At 62.2% G+C, this 26188-nt stretch carries 25 protein-coding genes; 13 read left to right on the top strand and 12 right to left on the bottom strand.

What is annotated here, in order from left to right; translation table 11 throughout:
• Nucleotides 1-116: 116 nt before the first annotated feature.
• Nucleotides 117-746, top strand: coding sequence for an O-methyltransferase (locus OXT71_15940; protein MDE2927887.1), 630 nt, complete (start codon nt 117-119; stop codon nt 744-746).
• Between the two features lie 37 nt (nt 747-783).
• Here OXT71_15940 and OXT71_15935 read toward each other — a convergent pair whose 3' ends face one another.
• The gene (locus tag OXT71_15935) at nt 784-1098 is read right to left on the bottom strand and encodes an RNA-binding protein (GenBank protein ID MDE2927886.1); all 315 of its coding nucleotides are present in this window, start codon (nt 1096-1098) and stop codon (nt 784-786) included.
• Between the two features lie 237 nt (nt 1099-1335).
• Between OXT71_15935 and radC the strand changes: the two genes are divergently transcribed.
• The 3 genes from radC to OXT71_15920 all read left to right on the top strand — a co-directional run bounded on the left by radC (nt 1336) and on the right by OXT71_15920 (nt 3950).
• Nucleotides 1336-1998, top strand: coding sequence for a DNA repair protein RadC (gene radC / locus OXT71_15930; protein ID MDE2927885.1), 663 nt, complete (start codon nt 1336-1338; stop codon nt 1996-1998).
• Nucleotides 1999-2053: 55 nt separating this feature from the next.
• Nucleotides 2054-3040: a PfkB family carbohydrate kinase gene (locus OXT71_15925; protein ID MDE2927884.1), complete on the top strand. Its 987-nt coding sequence runs from the start codon at nt 2054-2056 to the stop codon at nt 3038-3040.
• Nucleotides 3041-3110: 70 nt separating this feature from the next.
• Nucleotides 3111-3950: a hypothetical protein gene (locus tag OXT71_15920; protein ID MDE2927883.1), complete on the top strand. Its 840-nt coding sequence runs from the start codon at nt 3111-3113 to the stop codon at nt 3948-3950.
• A gap of 4 nt (nt 3951-3954) precedes the next feature.
• Here OXT71_15920 and OXT71_15915 read toward each other — a convergent pair whose 3' ends face one another.
• Genes OXT71_15915 through OXT71_15905 form a run of 3 tightly spaced genes read right to left on the bottom strand, consistent with a single transcriptional unit; the run spans nt 3955 to nt 6948 of the window.
• Nucleotides 3955-6099 (bottom strand): CehA/McbA family metallohydrolase, encoded by a 2145-nt coding sequence (locus OXT71_15915; GenBank protein ID MDE2927882.1) that lies wholly within the window; start codon nt 6097-6099, stop codon nt 3955-3957.
• Nucleotides 6096-6761, bottom strand: coding sequence for a carboxypeptidase-like regulatory domain-containing protein (locus OXT71_15910; protein ID MDE2927881.1), 666 nt, complete (start codon nt 6759-6761; stop codon nt 6096-6098). The genes OXT71_15915 and OXT71_15910 overlap by 4 nt, the downstream gene beginning before the upstream one ends.
• Nucleotides 6762-6771: 10 nt before the next feature.
• On the bottom strand, nt 6772-6948 hold the full coding sequence (locus tag OXT71_15905) for a hypothetical protein (protein MDE2927880.1): 177 nt from the start codon (nt 6946-6948) through the stop codon (nt 6772-6774).
• Between OXT71_15905 and OXT71_15900 the strand changes: the two genes are divergently transcribed.
• Genes OXT71_15900 through OXT71_15885 form a run of 4 tightly spaced genes read left to right on the top strand, consistent with a single transcriptional unit; the run spans nt 6947 to nt 10272 of the window.
• Nucleotides 6947-8035 carry a cobalamin-independent methionine synthase II family protein gene (locus tag OXT71_15900; GenBank protein MDE2927879.1) on the top strand — a complete coding sequence of 363 codons (1089 nt, stop codon included), beginning with the start codon at nt 6947-6949 and terminating at the stop codon, nt 8033-8035. The two genes, OXT71_15905 and OXT71_15900, sit on opposite strands and share 2 nt — an antisense overlap.
• Before the next feature lie 22 nt (nt 8036-8057).
• On the top strand, nt 8058-9017 hold the full coding sequence (gene meaB / locus OXT71_15895; GenBank protein MDE2927878.1) for a methylmalonyl Co-A mutase-associated GTPase MeaB: 960 nt from the start codon (nt 8058-8060) through the stop codon (nt 9015-9017).
• A 2-nt stretch (nt 9018-9019) separates the two neighbouring features.
• Nucleotides 9020-9433, top strand: a complete 414-nt coding sequence (gene mce, locus OXT71_15890; protein ID MDE2927877.1) for a methylmalonyl-CoA epimerase — start codon at nt 9020-9022, stop codon at nt 9431-9433.
• Nucleotides 9430-10272: an MBL fold metallo-hydrolase gene (locus tag OXT71_15885; GenBank protein ID MDE2927876.1), complete on the top strand. Its 843-nt coding sequence runs from the start codon at nt 9430-9432 to the stop codon at nt 10270-10272. Before mce ends, OXT71_15885 begins: the two co-directional genes overlap by 4 nt.
• A 9-nt stretch (nt 10273-10281) precedes the next feature.
• On the opposite strand, the gene OXT71_15880 is transcribed toward OXT71_15885, so the two are convergent.
• Nucleotides 10282-13065: a TonB-dependent receptor gene (locus OXT71_15880; protein MDE2927875.1), complete on the bottom strand. Its 2784-nt coding sequence runs from the start codon at nt 13063-13065 to the stop codon at nt 10282-10284.
• A gap of 344 nt (nt 13066-13409) precedes the next feature.
• On the opposite strand from OXT71_15880, the gene mtnP reads away from it, so the two are divergent.
• The 4 genes from mtnP to OXT71_15860 all read left to right on the top strand — a co-directional run bounded on the left by mtnP (nt 13410) and on the right by OXT71_15860 (nt 17064).
• Nucleotides 13410-14270 carry an S-methyl-5'-thioadenosine phosphorylase gene (gene mtnP, locus OXT71_15875; protein ID MDE2927874.1) on the top strand — a complete coding sequence of 287 codons (861 nt, stop codon included), beginning with the start codon at nt 13410-13412 and terminating at the stop codon, nt 14268-14270.
• A 42-nt stretch (nt 14271-14312) separates the two neighbouring features.
• On the top strand, nt 14313-15266 hold the full coding sequence (locus tag OXT71_15870; protein ID MDE2927873.1) for a PfkB family carbohydrate kinase: 954 nt from the start codon (nt 14313-14315) through the stop codon (nt 15264-15266).
• A 16-nt stretch (nt 15267-15282) separates the two neighbouring features.
• On the top strand, nt 15283-16716 hold the full coding sequence (locus tag OXT71_15865; GenBank protein MDE2927872.1) for a tetratricopeptide repeat protein: 1434 nt from the start codon (nt 15283-15285) through the stop codon (nt 16714-16716).
• A gap of 120 nt (nt 16717-16836) precedes the next feature.
• The gene (locus OXT71_15860; GenBank protein ID MDE2927871.1) at nt 16837-17064 is read left to right on the top strand and encodes a DUF433 domain-containing protein; all 228 of its coding nucleotides are present in this window, start codon (nt 16837-16839) and stop codon (nt 17062-17064) included.
• A gap of 48 nt (nt 17065-17112) precedes the next feature.
• On the opposite strand, the gene OXT71_15855 is transcribed toward OXT71_15860, so the two are convergent.
• The 3 genes from OXT71_15855 to OXT71_15845 are packed head-to-tail and all read right to left on the bottom strand — an operon-like array spanning nt 17113 to nt 21371.
• Nucleotides 17113-18375, bottom strand: coding sequence for a DUF1343 domain-containing protein (locus tag OXT71_15855; GenBank protein MDE2927870.1), 1263 nt, complete (start codon nt 18373-18375; stop codon nt 17113-17115).
• A 49-nt stretch (nt 18376-18424) separates the two neighbouring features.
• Complete coding sequence (locus OXT71_15850) at nt 18425-19852, bottom strand: FAD-binding protein (GenBank protein ID MDE2927869.1); 1428 nt, start codon at nt 19850-19852, stop codon at nt 18425-18427.
• A gap of 19 nt (nt 19853-19871) precedes the next feature.
• Nucleotides 19872-21371 carry a carboxypeptidase M32 gene (locus OXT71_15845; GenBank protein ID MDE2927868.1) on the bottom strand — a complete coding sequence of 500 codons (1500 nt, stop codon included), beginning with the start codon at nt 21369-21371 and terminating at the stop codon, nt 19872-19874.
• Between the two features lie 164 nt (nt 21372-21535).
• Between OXT71_15845 and OXT71_15840 the strand changes: the two genes are divergently transcribed.
• Nucleotides 21536-22420, top strand: coding sequence for a fumarylacetoacetate hydrolase family protein (locus OXT71_15840; protein ID MDE2927867.1), 885 nt, complete (start codon nt 21536-21538; stop codon nt 22418-22420).
• 79 nt (nt 22421-22499) lie between these two features.
• On the opposite strand, the gene OXT71_15835 is transcribed toward OXT71_15840, so the two are convergent.
• The 4 genes from OXT71_15835 to OXT71_15820 form a co-directional block, all read right to left on the bottom strand.
• Nucleotides 22500-23258 (bottom strand): SDR family NAD(P)-dependent oxidoreductase, encoded by a 759-nt coding sequence (locus OXT71_15835; GenBank protein MDE2927866.1) that lies wholly within the window; start codon nt 23256-23258, stop codon nt 22500-22502.
• A 323-nt stretch (nt 23259-23581) separates the two neighbouring features.
• Nucleotides 23582-24247, bottom strand: a complete 666-nt coding sequence (locus OXT71_15830; protein MDE2927865.1) for a peptidylprolyl isomerase — start codon at nt 24245-24247, stop codon at nt 23582-23584.
• Nucleotides 24248-24351: 104 nt separating this feature from the next.
• Entirely contained in the window at nt 24352-25653 is a 1302-nt protein-coding gene (locus tag OXT71_15825; protein ID MDE2927864.1) for an aspartate aminotransferase family protein, read from the bottom strand.
• Nucleotides 25654-25673: 20 nt separating this feature from the next.
• Nucleotides 25674-26188 (bottom strand): hypothetical protein (locus OXT71_15820; protein ID MDE2927863.1); only part of this gene is annotated, 515 nt, incomplete at its 5' end.

The following is a 26188-nucleotide window of genomic DNA, read 5'->3' as shown; positions in this document are numbered from 1 at the left end:
TGTTTCCGCTTACGGGAACAACGCAGGGGAACTCCTCGTGGGCGCCCTCTTTCGTTTTACACGGTTCCCCGCAAGCAGCGGTTGTCCCCACCCCACTCGGATGCCAACATACCCCCATGAACATGCTCTTGGCGGAAATCGACGCGTATCTGCTCCGGGCTTGCCCCCCGCGAGACTCGATCCTGGCGGAAATGGAGTCCCGGGCGGCGGCCGACTCCTTTCCCATCGTCGGTCCATTGGTGGGACGCCTGCTGTTTCAGCTTGCCTGCATCAGCGGAGCCAAACGCATTCTGGAATTGGGTTCGGGATTCGGATATTCCGGCTACTGGTTCGGCTCTGCCGTTGGCTCCGCGGGCCAGCTCATTCTGACCGATCTCTCGTCCCGGAACCTTCGAGACGCCGAGAGGTATTTCAGACGGGGAGAAATCTCCTGCCGCACGGAGTTTCGAGTCGGGGATGCCCTGAGGACACTCGAGCAGGTCTCCGGGCCGTTCGACATCATTTTCAACGACGTGGACAAGGCTCGGTATCCGCTGGTGTTCACTCAGGCCTCAAGATTGTTGAAGGCAGGCGGAATGCTGATCTCGGACAATCTCTTGTGTCAGGGGCGGGTTCTGAAATCGGGCGCCGATGAAAATGTCCGGGGAATGCGGGAGTATACGCGGCTGATCTTCCAGAACGAAGAGTACGTTTCCACCGTGATTCCGATTCGGGACGGAGTATCGGTGAGCGTCAAGCGGAGCTGAGGAGGAAGGGTTTCGCGGTGAGGCTCACCGCGGGGTCTCAATAGTACCGGCGTCGCGGCCGGTCCCCGAACGAATCCTTTCGGCCTCCGTACGAGTCTCTCTTGGGGCGCTCATTGGCCCGATCGACCCGAAGGTCGCGCCCTTCCAGATTCCTTCCATGCAACTGTGAAATGACTTCATCCAGATCCTGGCCTTCGCGCAACTCAACGAATCCAAAGCCTCTGGACCGGCCGGTATAGCGGTCTCGAATGATCCGAATCTCTTCGACCTCTATACCGAACTCGCGGATAAACATTTCCAGGGCGCTCTCACTGACGCTGAAGCTCAGATTGCCAACGAAAATTTTGTTCATTCGGACTCCTTAGGATAGTGAAATCCCGCCCGACGCCGGTCTGTCCCCAAGACGGACCACGCCACAAATCCCGGATGTTCGGATCAGGCTATTTGGAATGAGCAGGTCATTCAGGTTGAAATCACCATACCACCATCCCCGTTCCCTCACAAGTCACCGCAAGACAGGGCAAACGAAGGTTGTCTCCGCGGAAAATCTTTTCCCATTGATTGCCGATCTGACTCGTTGTTACTGAATATGAATGGAAGCGCCGAACTCCTGCCTGCGCAGCGACTCTTCGAGTCCGGCTGGAATTCACTCTCGGATGTTGAACTGTTGGCGTTGGTCCTCGCTCCGACCGACTCGGATCAGCAGGCCCTTACGCGGGCCCGGCGAATTCTGGAACTGCTGGGTTCGATCCGGAGGCTGCGCCGGGCAAGCTACTCGCTTCTCCGGCAGGCCGGAATGACCCGGAGACAGACTCACGCCCTACTGGCTGCGGCCCACCTCTTCCAGCGATTGGGAAACGTTCCTCTTGCGGCCGGCGACTCGCTTCACAACAGCGCCCAGGTTTACCGTCACTTTCGGGGTTCGGTCCCGGCGCTTCTCAAGGAATGCTTTTGGACTCTCCTTCTGGATGGAAAGAACCGCACCCTGAAACTCGTGAAAGTCTCGGAGGGAACGCTGACTTCGTCTCTGGTCCACCCGCGGGAAGTCTTCAGGCCGGCCATCGAGGAAGCGGCGGTCGGCGTCATCCTGGCTCACAACCATCCCAGCGGGGATCCGACACCGAGCCGGGAGGACCGTGAGATCACACGCCGCCTCGTGGCCACCGGCGAGATGGTGGGGATCCGGGTTCTGGACCATGTTATCATCGGACCCCACCGGCACTTCAGTTTCGCCGACGAAGGCCTGCTCTGATCGGGAAGTCCAACGTGAATATCCCGCATCTCACCGCAACCGGGAACACGCCCGGATGACCGGCGCAAATCCCAAATCGTCCTCCAGCCCTCTCCATCGCGCCTTTTTCGATATTCGCTGGCCCCGGGACAGGTCCTTTCACGTGATCGGACAGGGGATGGACGCGGTGGACTGGGTGTGCTTCCTTCCCCATTATCCGGTCCACAGCAGCCGGACCGAATGCGACGAAGTTACGAAGCTGGGCGGCGGACCCGCGGCCACGGCTACAGCACTCTGCGGACGTTACGGCCTCAAGGCCAGATTCATCGGAAGTGTGGGAGGAGACGACTTGGGCCGGTTCTCGCTTGAGGATCTGAGACGGGAGCCCATGGACCTCTCCTGTGTACGGGTCGTTCCCGGCGCGACCACCCAAGTAGGCATCATCCTGGTCGATCGCCTCACGGGAGAGAGGACCGTCCTATGGCACCGGGACCGGCGACTGCGATACGCCGAGGGCGAACTGAAACGGGAGTGGATCGTTTCCGGCCGGCTCCTTCACCTGGACGGCTGCGACCCGGACGCCAACCTCCAGGCTGCCCGCTGGGCCAGAGAGGCTGGGATGAAGGTGTCCCTGGACGTGGACGACGTCCAGGCGGGCATCCACGAGGTCGTCGAGCTGACCGACTTTCTGATTCCGAGCGAGGCCTTCGTGAGGAACTTCACCGGGCATGAGGACTGGAGATCGGGATTGAGGGACCTGGCCCGGCGGAGCCGCGGTTTCGTGGCCGTGACCCGGGGCCGCAAGGGAACCGCCGCGATCTGGAACGGCCGGATTTACCAGTTGCCGGCCTTCCCTGTTCGTCCGGTCGACACCAACGGCGCGGGCGACGTCTTTCACGGAGCCTTCATCTATAGTCTCTTCCAAGACTGGAGCGTCCGGCGATGCCTCCTCTTCGCCGGCGCCGCCGCCAGCTTGTCGTGCACCCGGGTCGGCGCCAGGGCCGGCATTCCCCCCTTGGAAGAGGTCCTTTCCCTGTTGAAGGCTCATCCCCGGGAGAGTTAGAGTGGAGGTTACCGAGACCCTTTTCGGGCAAAGATGCATCAAATATGACGTCATGAAGAAAACTTCCCCGATGTCGTTGTTCCTGCTCTTCCTCGCCACGGGTTCCGGGGCCGGAGCGAAGGTGGACCCCCAGGACATCATCAAGCGCTTCGCCCAGAAAGAATCGGAGTTCCGCGAGGTCTGGCAACAATACACCTACACTCAAGATATCGTCTTTCAGGTCCTGACCCGTACCGGCCGGGTGCGTGAGCAGCGGGAAATGACCATCGAGATCTTCTTCACCAGCGACGGAGAACGCCAACACCGCATCGTTTACGACCGGGGCAGGCTCGAGTCGGTGATACTGACCAAGGAAGATCTGGACGACGCCCTCAACCTGCAACCCTTTGCGCTGACCACCGAGGACCTTCCCGAATACGAGATCAAGTACAAGGGAGAGGAGCAGGTGGACGAACTCAACTGCTACGTGTTTGACGTGAAGCCGAAGCGGATCCGCCGCAACCGGCGTTACTTCAGGGGACGGATCTGGGTGGACGACCTGGACCTGCAGATCGTCATGACCAAGGGGAAAGCCGTCCCGGACCTGGGCAACAACAAGTTTCCGGCCTTCGAGACGCTCCGACAACAGGTCGACGGCAAGTACTGGTTCCCGACCTGGAGCGAGGCGGACGACATCCTCGTGTTCGGCGGAGGCTTCAGGCGTAGCCGGCGCGTCCACATCCGCGAGCTGATCACCTATTCCGATTTCAAGAAGTACGAGGTGGGGACCTCGATCAAGTTCGGCGAGGTCGTCGGCGAGCCGGAACCGCAACCGGAGCCAACGCCGGAGCCGCAGGCGAAACCGGCGCCGGAATCGGAGCCGGAGTCATCCGCCGATTCCAACCCGGCCCCGGAGCCGGCTCCCGAATAGCCGATTATTCCTCGGCGGAAGCCAGCTTCTGCCGGTAGACGGCTTCGGCCCGCCGGAACTGATCCAGGACTTCGCGCTTCTGAATCGGTTCCTGGAACAATCCCTCGGATAGCGTCCGCTTCCGCAGATCTCCGATCCAGCGCAAAAAGTGGGCCACGGAATCGGGATCCGCATACGGCTTGCCCCCCACGGTCAGGTACACGGGGGTCGTATGGGCGAACAGGTCCGTGTTGTTGACGGCCAGACGGTGAGGACCACCCTGGATCCGCGCAGCCAGCCACCCGCTCCCGGTGATGGGAAGCGAGCCCCGAAAGAGCAGATGGTTCCCGTTTCCCGAAGCCTTCACCGTGTGGACCGGCTTCCCGTTGAAGACCAGCTCGAGTCGATCCATGGGAGCATGGGAATGAGCTTCCACCTGAACCTGAACCCGGTCCGGCCCATCCAATTCCAGTTCCGATCCCGGCAAGCGGCCGTCGACCTCGAAGAACAGGAGGGGGCTGTTGGTCACGAAGCTTCGACCCGCCTTGAGCCCCTGAACCCAGGAGTCATAGTTGAAGACGCCCCCCGTATGCACGTAGACGCGGTCGCCGCCGATGACCTTGTGGCGCCGGATGTTGTTGAAGGCGTCGGTGCCGGCCGCGGCCGCCAACCGGAAACCACAGTTCAACAACCGGTAGTAGAGGCGCAGGGAGGCGGCGAGATGCCCGTACCCCAGGATCTCCATTCCGTCGACGAGGCCCAACGCCGCGTCCACGGGAACCGCCTTGGCGCTGGACCCGGCCAGATCGTTGGCCTCCGGATTGTGGACCGGATGAACGTAGAAGATCCCGGCCCCCTGTTCCCTCCCTTTCCGGGCCTGAATGGTATTGGAAGGATAGTCGAACGCGTGGTCGGTGTTCCGAAACCCGGTGAAGTTGGGCTCCAGGAATGTCTTGAGGTTGAGTGCGGCAAAGTGACCGTAGAGGGCAGCCCGAACCTCCTCGTTCCAATACAGAATCCGGTCCACCGTCGATAGTGGATGGAGCGATCCGGTGAAGCGGTTGCGATCGAACGTGATGGAGCCCAGCGAGTTGCAGACCAGCAAATTGGAAACATCCAGGTCTTCGGCCTCTGCCTGCAGAAGCGCGTCTTGAGTCGAGACCAGTTGGTCCAGCGTCTTATGGACCAGATTGAGGTGGATATGGATGTCTCCCGAATACCATCCCCGAGAGGCACAATCGATCCCCGGTTGAGGGATGACCTCCACCTGATTGCTTCCCGGCTCCAAATCCACGTTCATGGTCACGGGAGCGTGTTCGAAACCATGAACCACAAGGAGGCGAGCCGGTCCCGAGGGCAGGACCAGATTACTGGCTCCCCGGGTATGGAAATATTGGTGCCCTTCGGTCCAGGTGCTCCTCAGAAAAGTCCCCGCGGGGCCTCGCGCCAAGCGATCCGCCCCCACCACGTAGACCCGGGCAGGAAGGAAACTGCCGCGGTCGTGAGTTCTGACGGTCAGATCCAAACGGGCCGCCTCACGCCATTGAATCGGCAATGAAAGTTCGGCCGTGGTCCCTTGGACGTTCAGCCGCAGGCCCAGCGAGTCGCCGCCCATTCCCCAGACCCGAAACTGTATTCCCGTCACCTGTCCCGGAGCCAGAGACGCCTCGCGAGGCGGAAAATGAAGCATGCCGCCGTTGGGGGACAGACTCAACTCCACCGGATTCCTGCCGTTGTTGCGAAGCAGGAGCAGAACCCGGTTCTCCAGCCCCACGGTGAAGACGGGCACCCGGGCGGAAGGGGTCAGGAGGACCTCCGGGTTGAGGTCGATTCGCGTCAATTCGGGTGAGGTCAGGCGCCAGAGAGCCTGGCTGACCTGGCCTTGGATCCCATCCTGCGCCTCGGGAGACCAGGAGCCTCGAACCGTCCTGCGCCGCATGGCCAGTCGCCGGATCGGACGGTAGACGGCGAGGTTCTCGTCCCGAGGAGCATCCTCATAACGAAGCAGCGCCGTAAAGAACTCGGCGAACTCCCGGAGGGCCGGATGCCGGACGCGCAGGGCATCCACTTCATCCTCGCTCAGCCCGTAGGGATTCCAGGCGCGTCCCGCTGCTACGAGAGAAACCGGGGCCAGGATCGACAGAATCCAGACGATGCGGAGGACTCTCATGGGAGAGCCAGTTCGACGAATACGGTGCGGTTTACGGGAAGATCGACTTGTGTCTCGCGCGCCGGAGCGTCTCCATCTGCGGAACGGACGGAAATCGTGGCGGCGCCGGCCGGCACCAGCAACTCGAAGAGCCCCTCCGTCCGGAACTCACCCGAATCATGGCCGTCCGGCGTGTATTCGCGTCCGTCCGCACCGGTCACCCGGACCCGGGCCGGCACCACCCGGTCATTCGAATCGCGGACCCGCGCGTGCAATCGGGCCGGCGGCAATACACAGAATCGCTGCGTCCAAGACCGGGTCCGGTCCCCGGACGTCAGAATCAGGTCATCATCCCACTCTCCCGCCATCAGCGGAATCAGGACCAACTCCTCTCCTTCCCCGTTGCCCCCGGCCGAAACCTCTTCCCGAAACGGAACCAGGCCCAGGACGTCGGAACGTGTCGTGATATTAAGCTCGACCTCCTTCCCGGTCCGGTTTGTCATACGGACCGGAACCGGCGTCATACGGTTGAAGAGGAGGGTGAGACAATCGGGCGCCTCGACCTGCATCCGGCCGGGCGAAATCTCGACCGCAATGGCGTCACCGGTCTCAGCCCGCAGAAAGGACACCAGGACGAGAACCGCCAAGCAACCGCCGGCAACCAGGCTCCGTGGAGAACTCATGGGTCACGGTTTAACAGATGCGGACGCGGCGCTCAACCCGCGTCCCGCCATTCGGGCCGGCCTGACCGGATCCCACCGGTTCTCCGACTTGCCGCACCGGCTCGTAGTAGACTGGGCGCCGGCAGGCCTCCCCCAGGTTCCGAACGAACTTTCGGGCCAGGCGGCCACCCGGGAGCGAACGCGGCATGACGGAATCGATTCCCCACCCCTTCCCCACCTTCGTGGTCGGGAGCCTCCCCCGGCCTGCGTGGATTCGCGAGTTGATCGAAGACCGGAAGGCGGGGCTCATCGCTGCCACTGAGGCGGACCGGCTGCTCGACGAAGCCATCCCGTCGAACCTGAAGATGCAGGAACGGGCCGGACTCGACTACGTCTCCGACGGAGAGTGGCGCCGCGAGAGCTATATGAAGGTCTTCTCCGAATCGGTTTCCGGCTTCGAAATCGATACGGTCTCGGCGGGAGCCACCGATTTCCCCCAGCTCCGATATCCGTCGGTGGTCTCGGAGATGAAGGCGCACCGATTCATCGCCGTGGACGAGATCCGCTTCGTCCGCGAGCACACGGACCGCAGGGTTCTCGCCGCCATTCCTTCCGCGTACACCTTGGGCCGCCGGATGTGGGACCCCCGTTTTTCGACCGGGGCATATCCCACCCGGGAAGCCTTCATGCGGGCCTGCATTCCCTTCCTGCGCCGTGAGATCAAGGAACTCATGGCCATCGGGGTCGATGCCATTCAACTGGACGACCCTTGGTTGGCGCTGCTGGTGGACCCCGATTATCGGGAGCGTGAAAATATCGTCGATCTTGAGCAGGAGATCTCCCTTTGCGTCGAGTGTTTCAATGCGACGGTGAGTGGATTCGAGGGCGCGTTCATCAGCGTCCATCTCTGCCACGCCCATTTCAACCGCGCCCACTCCACCCGCGGTCCGTACCACCTCATCATGGACGCGCTGGGAGAGATGAACGTGGATCGAATCGCCATGGAGTTCGCCACCCCGGATGCAGGAAGCATCGAGAGCCTCAGGCGATTCCCCACGGACAAGCTCCTGGGGCTGGGGGTGATCGACCACACCGACCCGCATGTGGAGACACCCGGGGAAGTGGTCGGCCGGGTCGAGCAGGCTATGGAGTACGTCCCGCCGGAACGGATCACCCTGAATCCCGACTGTGGATTCGCCCCCTCCAGTCTCAATCCCATGGACCTGGACGAGGCCTACCTGAAGCTCAAGGCCATGTGCCACGGGGCACGTATTCTGCGCCAACGATACGGCTGAGTCATCGCCGCGGATCAAGAAGGTGAACGACCCGGAACGACTGGACGAGATCCGCGACATCTGCCGCGGTGACATCCGTCAACTCGCCCGCATCCTTTCCGAAGTCGAGAATTCCCCGACGCCTGCGACCCGAAGCCTGCTCAAGTCTCTCTTTCCCATGACCGACGGCTCCTGGGTGACCGGGATCACCGGGAGTCCCGGCTCCGGAAAAAGCACGCTGGTGGAGGCGCTGGCCCGTCACTATCGCGGCGCCGGCGAGAAGGTGGGAATCGTGGCCGTGGACCCGACATCGCCCTTCTCGGGAGGCGCCCTGTTGGGGGATCGGGTTCGAATGCAGAATCTGTTCACCGACCCGGGGGTCTTCATCCGCAGCATGGCCACCCGGGGACGCTTGGGAGGGCTCTCCAGCGCAGTGGACGACGCCCTGGTGGTGTTGGCCGCGGGGGGCTTCAAGCGGCTGATGGTAGAGACGGTAGGGGTGGGTCAGGACGAGGTCGACGTGGTGCGGACCGCCGAGGTGGTCCTGGTCCTTTTGGTCCCGGGCATGGGAGACGAGATCCAGAGCATCAAGGCCGGAATCATGGAGATCGGAGACATCTTCGTCATCAACAAGGCGGATCGCCCCGAAGCCATGAAGACGGAGCGGGAACTGCGCGCCGTCCTCTCCCTGGCGGCGCGTGACGACGGATGGGACCCTCCCATCGTTCAGACCGTGGCCACACGGGACCACGGAATCGAAGAGGTGGCCGAAGCCGTGGAGACGTTCCGGCGATTCACCAGCCGCGAGACGGCCTCCCGGCGACGGGTCTTCCTCTACCGGCAGAAAGTCCTTGAGATGATCCGTGACCGAGTGGCCGAGCGAGTCGTGGACGACCTGGGATCGGAAGAACTGGATCGATGGGCGCGGCAAATGGCCAATCGGGAGGTGGACCCCTATACTCTGGTGGATCGCATCTTTGAGCGATCGGGATCGAGGTCCTGAAAGTGATTCGAAGACTGGCCCACGTGGGGATCGCCACCCGCTCTCTGAAGTCTCTCTCCCGCCTTTACGAAGACCTCGGCTTGGAAGTGGAATCCACCGAAACCGTCGCGGACCAGAAGGTCCGGGCAGCGATCCTGCCGGTGGGGGACACGGCCGTGGAATTGTTGGAGGGGACCGAACCGGACTCGGTCATCTCCCGCTTCGTGGAGAAACGGGGAGAAGGCATCCATCACATCGCCTTCGAAGTCGACGATCTCCGTGAAGATCTCAGGCGGTTGAGGGAACGGAACGTGGTCCTGATCGACGAGGTTCCGCGTACCGGAGCCGAAGGCCGCCTCATCGCCTTCATCCATCCGCGCAGCACCGGCGGCGTCCTGGTGGAACTGACCCAGGCCCCCGCCCCGCCGAGGGAATGAGGCTGGGAAGGTTCCAACTCAGCCACATCTCCGACGGTTCCATCCGCTTGGACGGCGGCGCCGTATTCGGGATCGTGCCCAGAGTCCTCTGGGAACGGAAGCTGCGTCCGGACGACCGCAACCGGGTTCGTCTGGGACTCAACTGCCTGCTCATCCGCACGCCACACGAAGCCATTTTGGTGGACACCGGCGCCGGACGGAAATACTCCCCCAAGGAGCAGGACATCTACGGCGTCGGCGAGGAGCCGGACATTGTCGCCCGCTTGGGACGCCTTGGCATGGAGCCGACGGATGTCGACCTGGTGATCAACACCCATCTCCATTTCGACCATTGCGGAGGCAACACCCGCCGGGAGGGTGAGGCGGTGGTGCCCACCTTTCCCAACGCCACCTGCATCGTGGCGCGGGAAGACTACCTGACGGCAACCGGCCGGAACGAGAGGACGGCGGTCTCCTACCGGTCCGAGAACTGGCTGCCGCTCCAGGAGTCCAATCGACTCCGGCTTGTCGACGGAGAGCAGGAGATCGTCCCGGGTGTCTCGCTGGTCCACACTCCCGGGCACACCCCCGGCCACCACTCGGTCAAGGTCCGGTCCGGCGGCGAGACCGTCTTCTTCCTGGGCGATCTCTGCGCCACCACGGCCCACGTTCCGCTCCCCTGGATCATGGGTTACGATCTCTTCCCGTTGACCACTCTCGAAACCAGAAAACGTATCTACTCCCGGGCGGCGGCGGAAAAGTGGCTCCTGCTATTCGACCATGATCCCGACGTGGTGGCCGGAGTCATGAGCCGCCAAGAGGGCCGGTATGTGGTCGAGCCGGTTCCGTGGGAGGACTGAGTTTGCAAGCTAGAAACTGCTCCCCCACGAATACTTGAGGCGGGCGTAGTAGTACCCGCCGCTCAGGCCCCACGGCGTGAACTGGCTGTAGGGCAGGCCGAAACGCGCGGCGAACAGGTCCATCCGGTCCGAGAATGTGTTGAAGACGTTTTGGCCGCCGACCGCCAGCGTCACGCCCGGGCCCAGTGCGATATTGGCCTCCAGGTCGACGATGAAACGGCCACCGAGAACTTGCGCGTCGGCGCCGCGAGCGGACCGCGCGTCGAGGTGATCGACCCACGATCCGAAGTAGTGCAGGCGTCCGAGCAGGCCAACCCGGCCGGCGCGATGGTTGACGGCGACATTCCATCGCGTCTCCGGTACGCCCCGTTCCAGGGCGAGCACGTCGCCGAGACCAAGCAGGTCCGACTCTTCCGTCACCTCCGTGTCGGTGTGGTTCAGCGCCAGACTGAAAACCGTGTCGCCACCCAGCCCGGGGGGAGCATAGGTCGAAACGATGTCGATCCCCCGGGTCCCGGTCGAAAAGTCGTTGATGAAAAACCGGAAGAAGGCCAGCGTGCGCGCCGAAGTGATGCCTTCCGACAGGAGCAATGCGCGCTCGTCCTCCCCGAGGGTGAAGTTCTGTGACAGCGCAAGGCGGTTCGAGACGGCGACATGAAAGTAGTCGGCGGTCAGAGTAAATGCTCCGGTGTCGACCACGAGACCGGCCGTTGCGTTGGTAGAATTCTCGGGATCAAGCGGCTGGCCACCCCGCAGCTGCGCGGCTCTGTAGGTGGACGGCACGGTGGCGCTATCGACCAGGTCCAGGGTCCTGGGGTTGATGGTCGACTGCACGTTGAATGTGTTCTGCTGACCGGGCGTGGGGGCACGGAACCCCGTGCTCACGCCGCCGCGCACGGAAACGGCGCCGCCCAGCCCGTAGCGGGCCGACAGCTTGCCGTTCGCCGTCGCGCCGAATACGTCGAAGCGTTCGACGCGTAGAGCGCCGCCGATGGTCCAGCGGTCGTCGGGGTTGCCCAGCTCCACATCGCCGTAGAGGGCAACATTGGCGCGGGTCCAGGTACCGGCCGTGTAATCCGGAAATCCCGCGAAGCCGTTGGACCCGGAGACGAAGCCCTGCGCCGCGAACGGACCGACCTCCCACGACGGGCGCTCCCCGGCGCGGATGGTGAAGCGCTCGTCCCGCCACTCGGCGCCGCCGGCCACGTGGACCATTTGGGTGGCGGCATAAGAGACATCGAAATTGAGATTGACCTCCTCCTGCCGATAGAGTCCGGGATCGAAATCGCGCGGGGTTTCGGGACCTAGCGACGCGTTGACGGTGTTGAAAAGAAAGAAGTCCGCCTGGTGGGCGCCGTAGCTCGCGCTGACGTCCCAGGTCAGGCCGTTGGCCGCGGAGCGGCGCAGGCCGGCGACCGTCGACAGGTCGGTGATCACTCCGCTGTAGGACGGGGTGAACCCGCCCGGGGCGATCTCCTGAAAGGAAAAGCAGTTCGGGTCGGCGAACACCCGCGCCAAGGCCGCCTGATCCGGCGTGTGGCCGGTGATTTTCACGGTGGGACAGCCGGCTGAGCCGTCGCGGACTCCGTCGCGCGCATCGAGCACGTCCCCGACCAGCAGCGTCTGGCCACCGTCGAGACTGAAGATGTTGGCCCGAGTATTCGGGTTCCGAAAGTAGAATCCCTGCGTCGACGTCTTGTTCGCGTAGTTGGCGTGACCGTAGAACTGCAGTCCGCTGGCGTGCAGATGGCCGAAATTGACGAAAAGCTTGAGGTCGTCCTCATTAGTCGTGTTTCCCCACGGCTGCGCCGGGTCAGCCACCGAGGTGTTGCCAGCCGCAATGAGCGCTGCCGCGTCGGCGCGCTGGACACTGCGGTCGGTCGGATCGGCGTTGCCATACTCCAGGCTGAGGTTGGCGAAGCCGTTGTCGCCGAGCGGCAGTCCGACATTGCCGGCGACGTTGTAGGCATCGCCGTCGCCCGCGCGATAGGTTCCGGTGTTGAACTCCACGCTGCCACCCTCGCGGGCGTCCTTGAGCAGGAAATTCAGGACGCTGGCGATGGCGTCGGATCCGTACTGCGCTGAGGCGCCGTCGCGCAGCACCTCCACCTGGCGCAGGGCGATCGACGGTATGGTCGAGATGTCCGATCCCTGCGTGCCGTCCGTGACGCCACCGAACCAGACCAATATCGCCGAGCGGTGGCGGCGCTTGCCGTTCACCAGCACCAGCGTATGGTCGTGGGCCAGGTTGCGCAGGCTTGCAGGTCGCACGAGCGAGGCGGCCCCACTGATCGGGTGCGTGGCGACGTTGAATGAAGGGACCAGGTTCCGCAGCTGATAGTCGAGCGTGGTCGCTCCCTGGCTCATGACATCGCGAAATGGAATGGCGTCGATGGGAACCGGGGATTTCGTCACCGACCGCGGCTGCGCGCGGCTGCCGACGACCACCACCTGTTCCGTCTCCAGCCGGGCTTGGAGGATAATGGTGACCCGACCCTCCGACAGGTCCACAGAGCCTTCGTCGACCTGAAAATTCGCCGCCGACACGATGACCCAGTGGGGCCCGGCGCCGAGTCCACAGAAGGAGGCAATACCCGAGTCGCCGGTTCTCTCCTCCCGATCCCCGATGGTGACCGTGGCGCCTTGCATCGTCGCGGACGAAGGATCCAGAACCTGGACCTCAAGGCATTGTTCTTTCTGCTTGCCAGTATTTTCGGCGATCGCCGGAAGTGATGATACGGGGGAAAATAGAACGACTAAACAGACCACAAGGGCAGGACAACCGGCGTTCAACCTCACTTCTCCTTGTTTGACATGGGGAATTATATAAGCAGGGGTTGACGCCAACCTCATTTGTCTTCGGGGTCGGGCTCCTGATCCGGCTCGGATTTCCGCCGAAGCTTTTCGATTCGTTCCTCCAACTCTCTCTCCTGCTGTTTCCTCCTCCCGCATCCGTTGCCGATACGCTGCGCGTTCACCAGGATGCAGCCGGCCCTCGAAGATTGAGACTTGTCGGAACTGGTTTTTGTGAGTGTGCAGAAAATTGCCCGTACTAGTCTCTTTCGCCAGAAAAACTCGGTGTGGAAGATGTTTTTTGGGTAAAGGCAGGAAATCCAAGATATTATTGGGAACCAGATATGGACGAAGCGAGAGTCGGAATCATTGGCGGCAGCGGACTCTACGATATGCCGCTCGAGAACAGCCGCATGTTGCGCGTGCCCACGCCGTTCGGGGATCCCAGCGATTCCTATCTGCTGGGGAAACTTGAGGGCAAACCGGTGGCGTTCCTGGCCCGGCATGGCAGAGGACACCGCCTGCTGCCCTCCGAATTGAACTTTCGGGCCAACATCTACGGTTTCAAACGCCTTGGCGTGAAGCAGATCATTTCCGCCAGCGCGGTCGGATCGCTCAAGATCGAGCATGCGCCGATGGACTTCGTCCTCCCGGATCAATTCGTAGACCGCACGTTCAGTCGAGTCTCCACCTTCTTCGGGGAAGGGATCGTGGCTCACGTGAGCCTGGCCGATCCGATCTGCGGCCACCTGATGGATGTCGTGCAGCAGGCGGCGGGCGAGATCGATCTACCCATCAAGCGGGGTGGAACCTACGTCTGCATGGAGGGCCCGGCCTTCTCCACCCGCGCCGAATCCTGTCTGTACCGGAGTTGGGGGATGGACCTGATCGGTATGACCAACCTCCAGGAAGCCAAGCTGGCCCGGGAGGCCGAGATCTGCTACGTCACCGTGGCCATGGTGACGGACTATGACTGTTGGCACGAAGAAGAAGAGCCGGTTACGGTGGAAATGCTCATCGATTACCTGAACAAGAACAGCCAAAACGCGAAGCGCCTGATTGCCCGGACGGTCAGCCGGATACCCCGCGATTTCGATTGTCCCTGCCACCACGCCCTCCAAAACGCCATCATCACCGATCCGGATTCCATCCCCGCGGAGGTTCGCCGGCGTCTGGAGCCCATCGTGGGAAAGTACCTGGGCTGATGGCGATCGCCGGATAGAGGAAGGATTCGAAAAGGAGACAGGATGGCATCCCTCGTGGTCGTCGGTTCGGTCGCCTACGATTCCGTGGAAACCCCCTTCGGCAAGGTGGAGGAGGCACTGGGAGGCGCTGCAACCTTTGCCAGCATTGCGGCTGCCTATTTCACGGAAGTCCAGATCGTCGGGGCCGTGGGAAGTGATTTCAGAAAGAGGGATGTCTCGCTTCTGGAGTCCAGAAACATCGATTTGGCCGGACTCGACTTCCTGCCGGGTCTGACCTTCCGTTGGTCCGGGCATTACGGATACGACCTCAACGACCCCCAAACCCTGGACACTCAACTGAACGTCCTGGCCGACTTCCGGCCCAACCTCCCCAAGCATTACCGAAGCAGCGAATACCTCTTTCTGGGCAATTTCGATCCGGATCTGCAACGAGAAGTCCTGCGACAGGTCGGGAAGCCCAAACTTGTTGCCTGCGACACCATGAATTACTGGATCGAGGAGCACTTCACCTCTCTGCTGGAGACCCTCAAGGGGGTGGGGCTCCTCCTCATCAACGACGGCGAGGCGCGGCAGCTCTCCCGGGAGTCGAACCTGATCCGGGCAGCCGAGAAGATCCTGGGCTGGGGTCCCCGCATCCTGGTGGTCAAACGGGGTGAATACGGGGCGCTCATGTTCCGCCGGGAGAAGGGAGGCGGTTTGGACATTTTCGGCGCTCCCGCCTATCCCCTGGCCGACGTGCTGGATCCCACCGGCGCAGGCGACACCTTCGCCGGCGGATTCATGGGCTATCTGGCCGGAACCGGCCGGTCTGACCGCCGCGCCCTCCGGCAAGCCGTCATCTTCGGCTCGGTCATGGCCAGCTTCACCGTCGAGGGCTTCTCCCTGGACCGTCTCAAAGAGGTGACGCTCACCGAAATCGAGATCCGTTACCATGAACTTCAGCGAATGACTCGTTTCGACGACTTCGCGCAACCCAGGGAGAAAATTCTCTCCTGATTCGGACGGACCCATCATGAGCCTCCTTCTTGCCTTCTGGCTGTTGTTCCAAGCAGGCGCCCAGATCGACCGGCGCGCGGTGGAGTGGTTCCGAAAAGGGGAGGAACTGATCGGGACCCCCGACCAGTTTTCCGACCGGCAGGCCGAGTTCTTCGAGCGGGCGGTCCATATCTCTCCCGCCTTCGCCTCCGCCCGTTACAACCTGGCAGTGATCTACCTCCAGCAGAAGAAATCGGATCAGGCGGTCGAGCACCTCGACGCCCTCATCGAGCTGGAGCCCGAGGACGCCCGGGGGCTCCAGATGCGGGCTCAGATCCGGTTCGGAGAAGGACAGATACAGCCGGCGCGGGAGGATCTGGGCAGAGCGCTGCAGATCAATCCTCAGGACCCCATCTCCTGGCATCTATTGGGCGTCATTCATTTCCAACAGGGGCGGGATCAGGACTCCATCGACGCTTTCGAACAAGTCCTGAAGTTGAACCCCTCCACGTCCCAGCCCCACATCAATCTGGCGCAGGCGTATCAGCGGCTGGGTCAAGACAAGAAAGCTCAAGCCCACTACGAGGCCTTTCTCAAAGCTCATCCGGAGGATTTCCAGGCCCGGTTTCGCCTGGGATTGCTCCATGTGGAGGCCGGACGGAAAAAAGAAGCACTACAGGAAATGTTGAAGGCGGAACGGCTGAAACCCGATGATCCAGCGGTTCTGCGGGAACTGGGCGGTCTTTATCTTGAGCTGGGCAATCCAGACGAGGCGAAGAAGCGACTTTCCCGGGCCGGCGAGGGCGACGCGTGGAACCTGGGCAACCTGGGGCTCATCGCGAGACGGGAAAAGCGATATGCCGACGCCGAGAGATACTTGCGCCTGGCTCTGGCAGAGGCTCCGGACAACGATCAACTGTGGGCCAATCTGGGCGATGTCCTGAGCTTCCAGAAAAAGCACCAGGAAGCCGTCGAAGCGTACGGGCAAGCCTTGGACCTGGGCCACGAGAACTTCAGCACTCTCTACAACATGGCCGCAATGCAGGTGAGCCTGGGAATGAAGGACAAGGCCGAGGAATTCCTGAAACGGGCGATCAAGGTCAGTCCCCAGGAGGGCCGGGCTCACTACAGTCTGGCCGTGCTGTTGGATCAGCGCAAGGAACACGACGGGTCTCAACGGCATTTTCTGGAGGCGATCCGTTGTGGCGTCGACCGGCCGCAGGGACGTTTCCGGCTGACCCAATTCTTCGCCGTGCAATCGCAGCCGGAAGAGGCCATGGTTCATCTGACGGCAGCCATCCGCATGGAACCGGAAACCTACGTCCCCTTGGTGCGCCGGATTCTGAAGCAGGTGACTTCGGACCTGGACGTGATCCGCTACCGGAAGGACTTCAACGAACTTCTCAAGGAATACGAGTCCATTCCGGACCCGCAGACTCCACCGTCTTCCCAGTCACCGGGGAATCCCTGATGCGCAGTCCCCTGTGACCGCACTGGATGGAGAGTCGAAGTGGACTCAACCAAGTCTGAAATTTGTTGCCGCTCTTTGGGGCCTTTTGACCCTTGATCCGGCCTTAGGCTACTCTGAGGCATGAACCATTTGGATCGCATCACTCTGGAGCCGGACAAGCGGAGCGGGAAGCCGTGCATTCGCGGACTCAGGATTACGGTGTACGATATTCTTGAGTATTTGGCCTCCGGCATGACACAGTCGGAAATCCTGGCGGATTTCCCGGCATTGGAACAGGAAGACATCCTGGCAGTGCTGGCGTTCGCCGCGGAGCGTGAGCGCAGGCTCATTTCGATCCCGCCCCGGTGAAGCTCCTTTTCGACATGGTCCACTGGAACCGCCAAATCCGTTCTCTCCTCATCTCTCTTTCCAAATCCCGTCATCCTGCGGATATAAGAGATGCCGGGCTCTCCGTTCCCGGAATGACTCCAATCCGGACCGCCACGAAGACACAGCCTGTTCCACCGGGACCCCCTGCAGGAGATCGGTTCTGAGACCGGGTTGACCCGCCAGCCGATCGAACATTTGATCCTGGAACTCCAACTCCCCGGGGTGCAGATCGAGCGTCTGCCGGAGAAAGTGCAGGACGCAGGAGATGGGATCGAAACGGTTCCGGTCCACGATGTGGATCTGGACGCCCCGGCAGATCTGGCCCTTGAATTTGGAGAAGGTCGGGGTGAAGGATTGGACCCGGAAATAGACTCCCGCCAGCCCGAGGGAATTGAGTGATTCCGCCAGACGCGGGGCGTCGAGCCAGGGGGCGCCCACCAGTTGGAAGGGACGAGTCGTTCCTCTGCCTTCGGAAAGATTCGTTCCTTCCACCAGGCAGAATCCGGGGTAGAGAGTCGCCGTGGTCAGGGTGGGCATGTTGGGAGACGGAGGAACCCAGACCAGACCGGTCTCGTCAAACCATCGGGAACGGTGCCAGCCCTGCATGGGGACCACCCTCAGATCGCATTCCAGTTCCCCTTCGTGATTGAAGAGGCGGGCCAGTTCTCCCACCGTCATTCCATACCGGATGGGGAGGGGATGAACCCCCACAAATGAGATGAGACTCGTATCCAGAAGCGGTCCCTCGACCCGGTCGCCATCGATGGGATTGGGGCGGTCCAGGACGACCAGGGGGATCCCCTCACGGGCCGCCGCCTTCATGCACTCGTAGAGTGTGGAGATGTACGTGTAGAAACGAACTCCCACGTCCTGGATATCGTAGATCAGCAGATCGACGCCACGGAGCATTTCCGCCGTCGGCGAACGGTGCGCTCCATAGAGACTGTAGACCCGGGACTGATGGGGCACGAGCACGCCAGCCTGGACATCACCTGAAAAACCGTGTTCGGGAGAGAATATGGCCTTCACCTTGATCCCGGGGCGGCTTGTGAGCACGCCGGCAACCGCTTCCAGCCTGGAGTTGAGCGCCGTGTGGTTGGCGATCAACCCCACCGATTTCCCTTGGATCCAGCCCAGATACGGTTCCTCGAAGAGCCGGTCGCTGCCCAGACGCAACGTCGGACGGGAAGGCGGGGACGGAGCCGGCGCCGATTCGCTGCAGGCGCCCAGGATCCAGACTCCCAGCAGGATCGGAAGCAGCCGGCCGGCAAAACTCGCGTATCTGTTCAAAAAGTGGCTCGCTTTCGTCAAACGCATAGCGACCTGGTAGAAATGCGGCCTAGAGCATGAAGGCGCCCTTTTCCCGGAACTCCATGCAGACCTTGGTCGTCGGCAGGATCTTTTCGGGATTGCAGAGCTGCTTGGGGTCGAAGAGCTGCCGGATGGCGCGCATGACCTCCAAGTCGTCATCCGTGAACAGGTAGGGCATGAGGTCTCTCTTCTCCAGGCCCACCCCGTGTTCCCCGCTGAGCGATCCTCCGGCTTCGATGGAAGCCCGGACCATCTCCTCGGCGGCCTTCAAGACCCGGTCCACGTCCTGGGGATCGCTGGCGTCGTACGGAAGCATGGGATGCAGGTTTCCGTCGCCGGCATGGAAGACGTTGATCACCGAAAAGTCGTACTTGTCGGCGATGGCGTAAATCTTCTCCAACACTTCGGTCAGGCGGGTCCGGGGAACCACCGTGTCCTGGAGATAGAAGTTCCTGGCCAGCCGCCCAAAGGCGCCGTAGGCTTTCTTCCGGCCGGCCCAGAGCTTGGCCCGCTGCGCCTCGTCGCGAGCCACCAGAACCTCTCGAGCACCATTGTTCCTGAGGATCCGGTCGATGAGACCCTCGGTGTCCTCGATCTCGCACCCCAACCCGTCCAGTTCCACCAACAGCACGGCCGCCGCATCGGTGGGGTACCCGGCGGCATAGTGTGAGTCTTCCACGGCCTGGATCGTCAACTGATCGATGATCTCCATGGCGGCCGGGATGATGCCCCGGGCGATGATGCCGCTCACCGCCCGGGTGGCGTCCGCCATGCTGGTAAAATCGGCCAGGAACGTCTTGACCTGCTCCGGGAGTGGCAGCAGCCGGACCCAGGCCTTGGTCAGAATCCCCAGGGTCCCTTCGCTTCCGGTGAACAGTCCCGTCAAGTCGAAGCCGGCATTCTCGCCTTGAGGACTCCCCAACTGCACCAGGTCTCCCTCGGGGGTCACCACCTCGGCGGCCAGGACATGCAGAACCGTCGTGCCATATTTGAGGCAGTGCGGCCCTCCGGCATTGGCGCCGATGTTTCCGCCGACGGTGCAGGTGCTCTGGCTGGACGGGTCGGGCGCGAAGTAGAGACCCTGCGGCTTGACCTGTTCCGAGAGCTCCAGATTGATCACGCCCGGTTCCACCACGGCATAACGCTCCCGGGCGTTGACCTCGAGGATCCGGTTCAGATGGGAGAGCTGGATCAGAATGCCGCCGCTGATGGGAACGGCGCCGCCGCTGAGACTGGTTCCGGCGCCCCGTGGAAGGTAGGGAACGTCGTTGGCATAGGCGAGCCGAACGATCTCCTGGATCTGCCGGGCGGTCGTCGGGTAGACCACGAAATCGGGCGGGCGCCGGTGAAAGATCAGCGCGTCGCACTCATAGACCACGAGTTCGGAGGGGTGGGACTGGACCTTGTCCTCTCCCACGATGGCCTCCAATTGCCGCCTGATCTCCTCCTTGTCCATGGGCTTCCTTCCTCGGGGATCAGCCGTCGAGTTGGTACAGCCGGGAAAACTTCCGCTCCAGATAGTTCAGCAGGAAACGAGAATCCAAGGGTTCTCCGCTGATCTCCAGAATCAACTCCCCGGCGGTCCGGGTTCTCCCCTTCCGGTGGATCCGCTCCCGCAGCCATTCCCTCAGGGCAAGGTATCGGCCGGCAGAAAATTGTGAGTCCAGGTCGGGGAACAACTGGCGCGCCCGGGCGTAGATCTGCGCCGCATACAGGTTTCCCAAAAGGTAAGTGGGGAAGTAGCCGACGAGCCCGCAGGACCAGTGGGTGTCCTGGAGCACCCCGTCGGCGGCGTTGCCGGGTACGATTCCCAGGTACTCCCGCATGCGTTCGACCCAGATCCCCTCCAAGTCCGAAACCGGAAGATCCTGGTCCAGAAGGGCCTTTTCCAACTCGTAACGCAAAATGATGTGCAACCCGTACGTGACCTCGTCGGCTTCGACGCGGATCAGGCTGGCCTCGACTTGATTGACTCCTCTCAGGAAAGAATCCAGCGGGACCGTGTCCAACTGCCCGGGAAATACATTGCGAAGTTTCGGGTACCAGTACTCCCAAAAAGGAAGGCTTCGGGCCACCTGGTTTTCCCAGAGCCGGGACTGGGACTCGTGTATGCCCAGAGAGATGGATTGGCAGGCGGGAGAACCATACCGCTCTCCACCCAGTCCCTGTTCGTAGAGGGCATGGCCGCCCTCGTGAACGATGCCGAAAAAGGAGGAGACAAAGGAGTCTTCCCCGTATCGGGTCGTGATGCGTACGTCCTGAGGAGAAAACCCGCAGCAGAATGGATGAGGAGACACATCCAGCCGGCCTGCCTTCCAGTCGAACCCAATGGCGGTCAGGACACTTCGTCCGAACGCCTCCTGAGCGGCTCTGGGATAGTGTCCCTTCAACATCCCGGCCGGTGGCTGTCGGGTCGACTCCTGGATTCTGCCCAGCAACCGTGTCAACTCCGGCCGCAGGCGGGAGAAAACAGGGTCCAGCTCACTGACGGTCATCCCCGGTTCGTAGTCGTCCAGTAGAGCGTCATAGAGACAGTCACCGGTCGCCAGACAGGCGGCCTCCTGACGCTTGAGACGCAGAATTCGCTCCAGCCAGGGCCGGAATCCCTCGAAATCGGAGTCCTTCCGGGCCGCGACCCAGGCCTCGTATCCCAGCGACGTCGTTTCCGCCAAGTCCCGGACCAGAGCCTCGGGGATGCGCGTCGCCCGGTCGTATCTCCGCCTCATCTCCCGGACGGCCGCTCCTGTCCACTCGTCCTGCTCCCTGGACTCGAGCTCGTCCAAAACCTCTGCCCAACGGGGCCGAGTGAGCCTCTGGTGATAGAGGGCCGCCAGGGAGGCACTCTGTTGGGCCCGGGCACCGGCTCCACTCGAAGGCATGGTGGTATTCTGGTCCCAGCCGAGCACCTCCAGAACGCTCTCCAGATGGACCAGTTCCCTGCTCTGCTCGTCAAACCAATCCTGCGATGCGCTCATCTCGATTCCCCCGGGGACGGACTCGCCTCATCAATGGCCGGCCGGCCCGCACGCCGGATCCCGGCACCGACGGTATGGTCCAACAAGTACCCGCGAAAAGTCCAGTTGCGAACCGGTCCGGCAACGTGTGAGATTAGACCCTCGACAAACTGCTGGAGGACTCCATGAAGTATTTCCGCTACCGGAACGCCCAGGGCGATGCTCATCTCATCGTGGAAGACGGAACGGGCGGACTGTTCGATCTGACCCGCGATGGTCCCGTTGAAGGCTTCACCGATCTGGTCCGCTGGGCCCGTCTCATGGGCCAAAGCGTGGACGGCCTGGTGGGGAACCTGCTGCGGAACGGCGACCGGCGGGTTTCGACTGAGGAACTGAGCGGCCAGGGTCTGCGGCTTGCCCGGCCACTGGTTCCACCCGAAGTCTGGGCGGCCGGCGTCACCTATCGCAAGAGCCGCGACGAGCGGGAGCGGGAAAGCGAAACCCCCGATCCCTACGCCAAGGTCTACCGGGCCGAACGACCCGAGATTTTTCTCAAGGCGACCCCGGCCCGTTGCGTCGGCCCCGGAGAGGCGGTCGGCGTTCGCGGGGATTCCGGCTGGGACGTGCCGGAAGCCGAGTTGGCCTTCATCCTCCATGACGGGCGAATCACCGGCTTCACGGCGGGCAACGACGTGAGCAGCCGTTCCATCGAGGGAGCCAACCCCCTCTACCTCCCCCAAGCCAAGATCTACCGCCGATGCTGCTCCATCGGCCCTTGCATCGTGAGCGCCGGGTCCGTTGCCGATCCCCACAACCTGGCCGTAAGCTGCGAAATATTCCGCGACGGCGACCTGGTATTTTCGGGGGAAACTTCCACCTCCCGGATGGTCAGAACCTGCGAAGAACTGGCCGGATTCCTCACCCGGCACAACACGGTCCCGGACGGAACCGTGGTCCTGACGGGAACCGGAATCGTTCCGCATCAGGAATTCTCCCTTCAGCCGGGAGACCGGGTCAGAATCGAAATCGAAGACATCGGAATCCTGGAAAATCCCGTCGTCCAGGTCTGAGGCGAGGGAACAGTGTTCTTTGACTGGCTGAATGATGGCGTTGGACCGCCGCCGTCGTGATAGCGCGGCCGAATTCCGATCAGGGACGGGGCAGCACGAAGCCTCCGTCGATCCGGAGGATCGAACCGGTCACGTAGCTGGCGTCATCACTGACCAGGTAGGCGACCCCCTTGCCGATTTCTTCGATGGTCCCGAGGCGGCCCATGGGCAGCTTCAACCCCGCTTCCCTGATCTGTTCTTCGGTGGCGTACTTGCGTTCTCCGGGCGTGTCGATCCACCCCGGTTCCACGACATTGACCCTGATCTCGTCCTTCACCAGCTCCATGGCCAGGGTCCGGCCCATGTGATTGATACCGGCCTTGGCGATGTTGTAGGGAATGGAATTCACGATGGGGAGATAAGCGTGGACCGAACTGATGATGACGATGTTTCCGCCCTGGCCCTGCGACAACATCTGGCGGGCTGCAAACTGACAGCAATGGATCACACCCCAAAGGCAGACATCCAGAGTCAACTGCATGTCCGCGACGCTCAGATCCACGAATGGTTTGCGCCTGCTGACCGCAGCGTTGGCCACCAGGATGTCGAGCCGTCCCAGTTGCTCCACCGTGGCGGAGACCAGTTCCCGATCCTGTTGGCGGTCCGACACGTCCGCCTGCAGCACGATGGCCCGCCGGCCCAGGGATCGCACCTCGGCCGCGACCTCTTCCGCCTCGTCTCCGTGGCTCCGGTAGTTGACGGCAATGTCCGCCCCCCGGCGGGCCATCTCCAGAGCGCAACCCCGTCCGATCCCCCGATTGGCGCCCGTGACCAGGGCGACTTTGCCTGACAAGCTCATTCGTGCTCCTCTTGTTTCCCGCTCCCGCCCCGGATCCGGTTTCCGCAGTCTCACCGGCACGGAACCCGTTCAATAGCGTGTCAAGGTACGAAACCCCCCGAAACAATGTCAAATCGAAGCGGACGGAGATCCGACTGAGGCAACCTCGCGGAGAGAGGCAGCCGGAAAAAATTCCGAAGAGTTGGGATTTGTATCTGGATCCGGGACTCAGGCGGAAATCAACCCAGCCGTGCAGTAAAAGACCTTCCGGCCAGTCCGTTCCCGGGCCGGCCGGTCTGCAGCTTCGGTGGGACCAATTGACCCGTTTCGATCAGGACGCCCGGCTATCCCGCGCTGGCTTCCGTGGCCGTCTCTTCCGGGAACTCCCGGTAGTCGACTCTCATCCGCTTGATGGTCATCTTGGCGGTCGGATAGTTGTTCAACTTCCGGTCGTTCTTGACGATGGGAGAGTCTCCGATGGCGTCGGCCACCTCCATCCCTTCGATCACTTCGCCGAAGATGTTGTACTTGCCGTCCCACTCACTCTTGCGGCGAAGGACGATGAAGAACTGACAACTCGACGAGTCGGGTTGAGTGTCCTTCCGCATCATGCCCACGGCCCCGCGCCCCACGTCGTAATCTTCTTGGAACTCCGCGTTGATCCACTCGGCGGCGTTGCCCTTGCCATCGTTGTAGGGATCGTTGTCCTTGGAGAACGGATCTCCTCCCTGGATGAAGCCCCGGCTCACGTAGTGAAAGGTGGAACGGTTGTAGAATCCCGCCATCGCCATGATCTTGAACCGTTCCGCGGTATTGGGCGCAAGATCGGGACGCAATCGGATGACGATGTCCCCCTTGATGGTCTGGATCGTCACCACCGGGTCCCCTGCCGGAGGTGGCGGCTCGGGCTTTTCTTCCGGGGCCTTGGCGACATCTCCTCCGGCCGGCCCGGAGCAAGCCGGAATCGAGAGAATGACCAAAGACATCAAGATGATCTTAAAACCGCGCATCGTGTCCCTCCTGGTGGGAAATATGTGTCATTTTTAGCACAGTCCATACGGAAAGACCAGAATCGGCCTGAATTCGGAGCCGGGTGACGACCCGCTCCGGCATTTCACCTCCTCGTCATCTCCTCGAAGACCTCTTCCGCCGTCTCCAACACCGTTTCCACGTCGTCCCCGGTGAGGGCGGCCGAGACGAACCAAAGCCCCCTTCCGATGATCCGAACCCCTCTTCGGAGCAGGCCGTAAGCAAACTCATCCATCAGTCCGGCGTCGTAGCCGGCGCACTGGCGGTAGTTTCGGATCGATTCCCGGGTCGAAAACCCGGTGTGAAACACGGGCCCGAGTCCTTGGACCAGCAAGGGAAGGCCTTGAGCGCGGGCCCGGGCCTGAAGGCCCTCCATCAGACGCCGTCCGAGCCGGGTGATTCTCGGGTACAACTCGCTTCGCTCATGGGTCAGAATCTCGACCGAAGCCAGAGAAGCCGCCAGAACGGGGATATTCGCGTTCATGGTCCCGGCGTGGATCACCCGGCCGTCCGCCAGGCACTCCATGAAGGATCGTCTTCCGGCGACCAGGCTGAGGGGAAAGCCGCTGGCCATCGCCTTGCCGTAGATCGACAAGTCGGCCTGGACTCCCAGCAGTTCCTGTGCCCCTCCCAGGGCAACACGGAAACCGGTGATGACCTCGTCGAAGATGAGCACCACACCGTGCCGGGTGCAGAATTCCCGAAGTCCCTCCAAAAAACCGGGCTCCGGGAGGATGCAACTGTTGTTGCACATGATGGGTTCGGTGACGACAGCGGCGATCTCGGGATCCCGCTCCAAGGTCTCCCGGACCACCTGCAGATCGTTCCAGGGAAGGACGACGACCTGGTCCAGAACCGAGGCGGGTTGCCCTCCGGTGAGAAGAGAGGTCCGGTATCCCGAACCGTCCTCCGCCGGCTTGACGTCCAGGAAGATGTCGTCGAACCATCCGTGGTAGTGGCCCTCGAACTTGAGGATCTTTCGCTTTCCGGTCAGGGCCCGGGCCATGCGAAAGGCCGCATGGGCCGCGTCGGACCCGCTGTTGGAGAACCGCACCAGGTCGGCGCCGGGCAGAACCCTAGTCAAGAGCCGCGCCAGTTCGATCTCAAGCTCGCTCTGGGCCGCGAATAGCTGGCCCCTGGACTGCTCGACCCGGACCCGCTCCAGGACTTCCGGGTGGGAATGTCCCAGCAGCATGGGTCCCTGGCTCAGGGTGAAGTCGATGTACTCGTTGCCGTCCACGTCCCGGACCCGGGCTCCCCGCCCTTCGGAGAAGAACATGGGATGGGGACGTCCCAGGGTACGAAAATGGCTGCTGACGCCCCCGGCCAGAACCTTGCAGGCCTCCTGGTACAGCTCTTGGGATCGACGGAATCGATAGGGTTTCAATGCTTTTCTCCGCTTGCCGGTTATCGGTCCGCCGCCGGATCACCGGCGATCTGGAGATGGACCGCTGCCGCCGCGTGCTCCAGGGGATTGGATGAGTTCGTCTCGACTCGAGCCACGACATAGATGGGCTGGGCCAGGGGTTTCACCCAGGGTTCGGCGTAGAGAGTGAACACACGGCTACTCTCCTCCTTCGTCACCAAAATGCCGTTGAGCCCCACGTTCATCACCCGGACGCCGTAAGGGAGATTGCGTACGTTCACCGGGACCCGGCCCTGAAACTCGCCGAGACGGTCGATGTCAACGCGGATGCGCGCCTCCTTCCCCGGCTCCAGACGAACCTCCTGACGGTCGACGGCCACGGTGAGATCGGAGATCGTGTTGAGAGCAAGGAGGATTCCGGGATCGTTCTCCGGGGTGCGGATCAACTCCCGGCCGTTCACCTCGGCCCGGCCTGCGATCCTCACCCGCGTCGGAGCGAACTCGGAGATCGTGTTGAGAGCAAGGAGGATTCCGGGATCGTTCTCCGGGGTGCGGA

The sequence above is a fragment of the Acidobacteriota bacterium genome, assembly GCA_028874215.1.
GTDB lineage: Bacteria > Acidobacteriota > UBA6911 > RPQK01 > JAJDTT01 > JAJDTT01.
This window is presented reverse-complemented; position numbering and strand designations above follow the sequence as displayed.

What these genes read in the sequence shown, in the direction of transcription:
- OXT71_15940 (MDE2927887.1), top strand. Translation starts at nt 117, where the DNA reads ATGAACATGCTCTTGGCGGAAATCGACGCGTATCTGCTCCGGGCTTGC.
- OXT71_15935 (MDE2927886.1), bottom strand. Translation starts at nt 1,098, where the DNA reads ATGAACAAAATTTTCGTTGGCAATCTGAGCTTCAGCGTCAGTGAGAGC.
- radC (MDE2927885.1), top strand. Translation starts at nt 1,336, where the DNA reads ATGAATGGAAGCGCCGAACTCCTGCCTGCGCAGCGACTCTTCGAGTCC.
- OXT71_15925 (MDE2927884.1), top strand. Translation starts at nt 2,054, where the DNA reads ATGACCGGCGCAAATCCCAAATCGTCCTCCAGCCCTCTCCATCGCGCC.
- OXT71_15920 (MDE2927883.1), top strand. Translation starts at nt 3,111, where the DNA reads ATGTCGTTGTTCCTGCTCTTCCTCGCCACGGGTTCCGGGGCCGGAGCG.
- OXT71_15915 (MDE2927882.1), bottom strand. Translation starts at nt 6,099, where the DNA reads ATGAGAGTCCTCCGCATCGTCTGGATTCTGTCGATCCTGGCCCCGGTT.
- OXT71_15910 (MDE2927881.1), bottom strand. Translation starts at nt 6,761, where the DNA reads ATGAGTTCTCCACGGAGCCTGGTTGCCGGCGGTTGCTTGGCGGTTCTC.
- OXT71_15900 (MDE2927879.1), top strand. Translation starts at nt 6,947, where the DNA reads ATGACGGAATCGATTCCCCACCCCTTCCCCACCTTCGTGGTCGGGAGC.
- OXT71_15905 (MDE2927880.1), bottom strand. Translation starts at nt 6,948, where the DNA reads ATGCCGCGTTCGCTCCCGGGTGGCCGCCTGGCCCGAAAGTTCGTTCGG.
- OXT71_15885 (MDE2927876.1), top strand. Translation starts at nt 9,430, where the DNA reads ATGAGGCTGGGAAGGTTCCAACTCAGCCACATCTCCGACGGTTCCATC.
- mtnP (MDE2927874.1), top strand. Translation starts at nt 13,410, where the DNA reads ATGGACGAAGCGAGAGTCGGAATCATTGGCGGCAGCGGACTCTACGAT.
- OXT71_15870 (MDE2927873.1), top strand. Translation starts at nt 14,313, where the DNA reads ATGGCATCCCTCGTGGTCGTCGGTTCGGTCGCCTACGATTCCGTGGAA.
- OXT71_15865 (MDE2927872.1), top strand. Translation starts at nt 15,283, where the DNA reads ATGAGCCTCCTTCTTGCCTTCTGGCTGTTGTTCCAAGCAGGCGCCCAG.
- OXT71_15860 (MDE2927871.1), top strand. Translation starts at nt 16,837, where the DNA reads ATGAACCATTTGGATCGCATCACTCTGGAGCCGGACAAGCGGAGCGGG.
- OXT71_15850 (MDE2927869.1), bottom strand. Translation starts at nt 19,852, where the DNA reads ATGGACAAGGAGGAGATCAGGCGGCAATTGGAGGCCATCGTGGGAGAG.
- OXT71_15845 (MDE2927868.1), bottom strand. Translation starts at nt 21,371, where the DNA reads ATGAGCGCATCGCAGGATTGGTTTGACGAGCAGAGCAGGGAACTGGTC.
- OXT71_15840 (MDE2927867.1), top strand. Translation starts at nt 21,536, where the DNA reads ATGAAGTATTTCCGCTACCGGAACGCCCAGGGCGATGCTCATCTCATC.
- OXT71_15835 (MDE2927866.1), bottom strand. Translation starts at nt 23,258, where the DNA reads ATGAGCTTGTCAGGCAAAGTCGCCCTGGTCACGGGCGCCAATCGGGGG.
- OXT71_15830 (MDE2927865.1), bottom strand. Translation starts at nt 24,247, where the DNA reads ATGCGCGGTTTTAAGATCATCTTGATGTCTTTGGTCATTCTCTCGATT.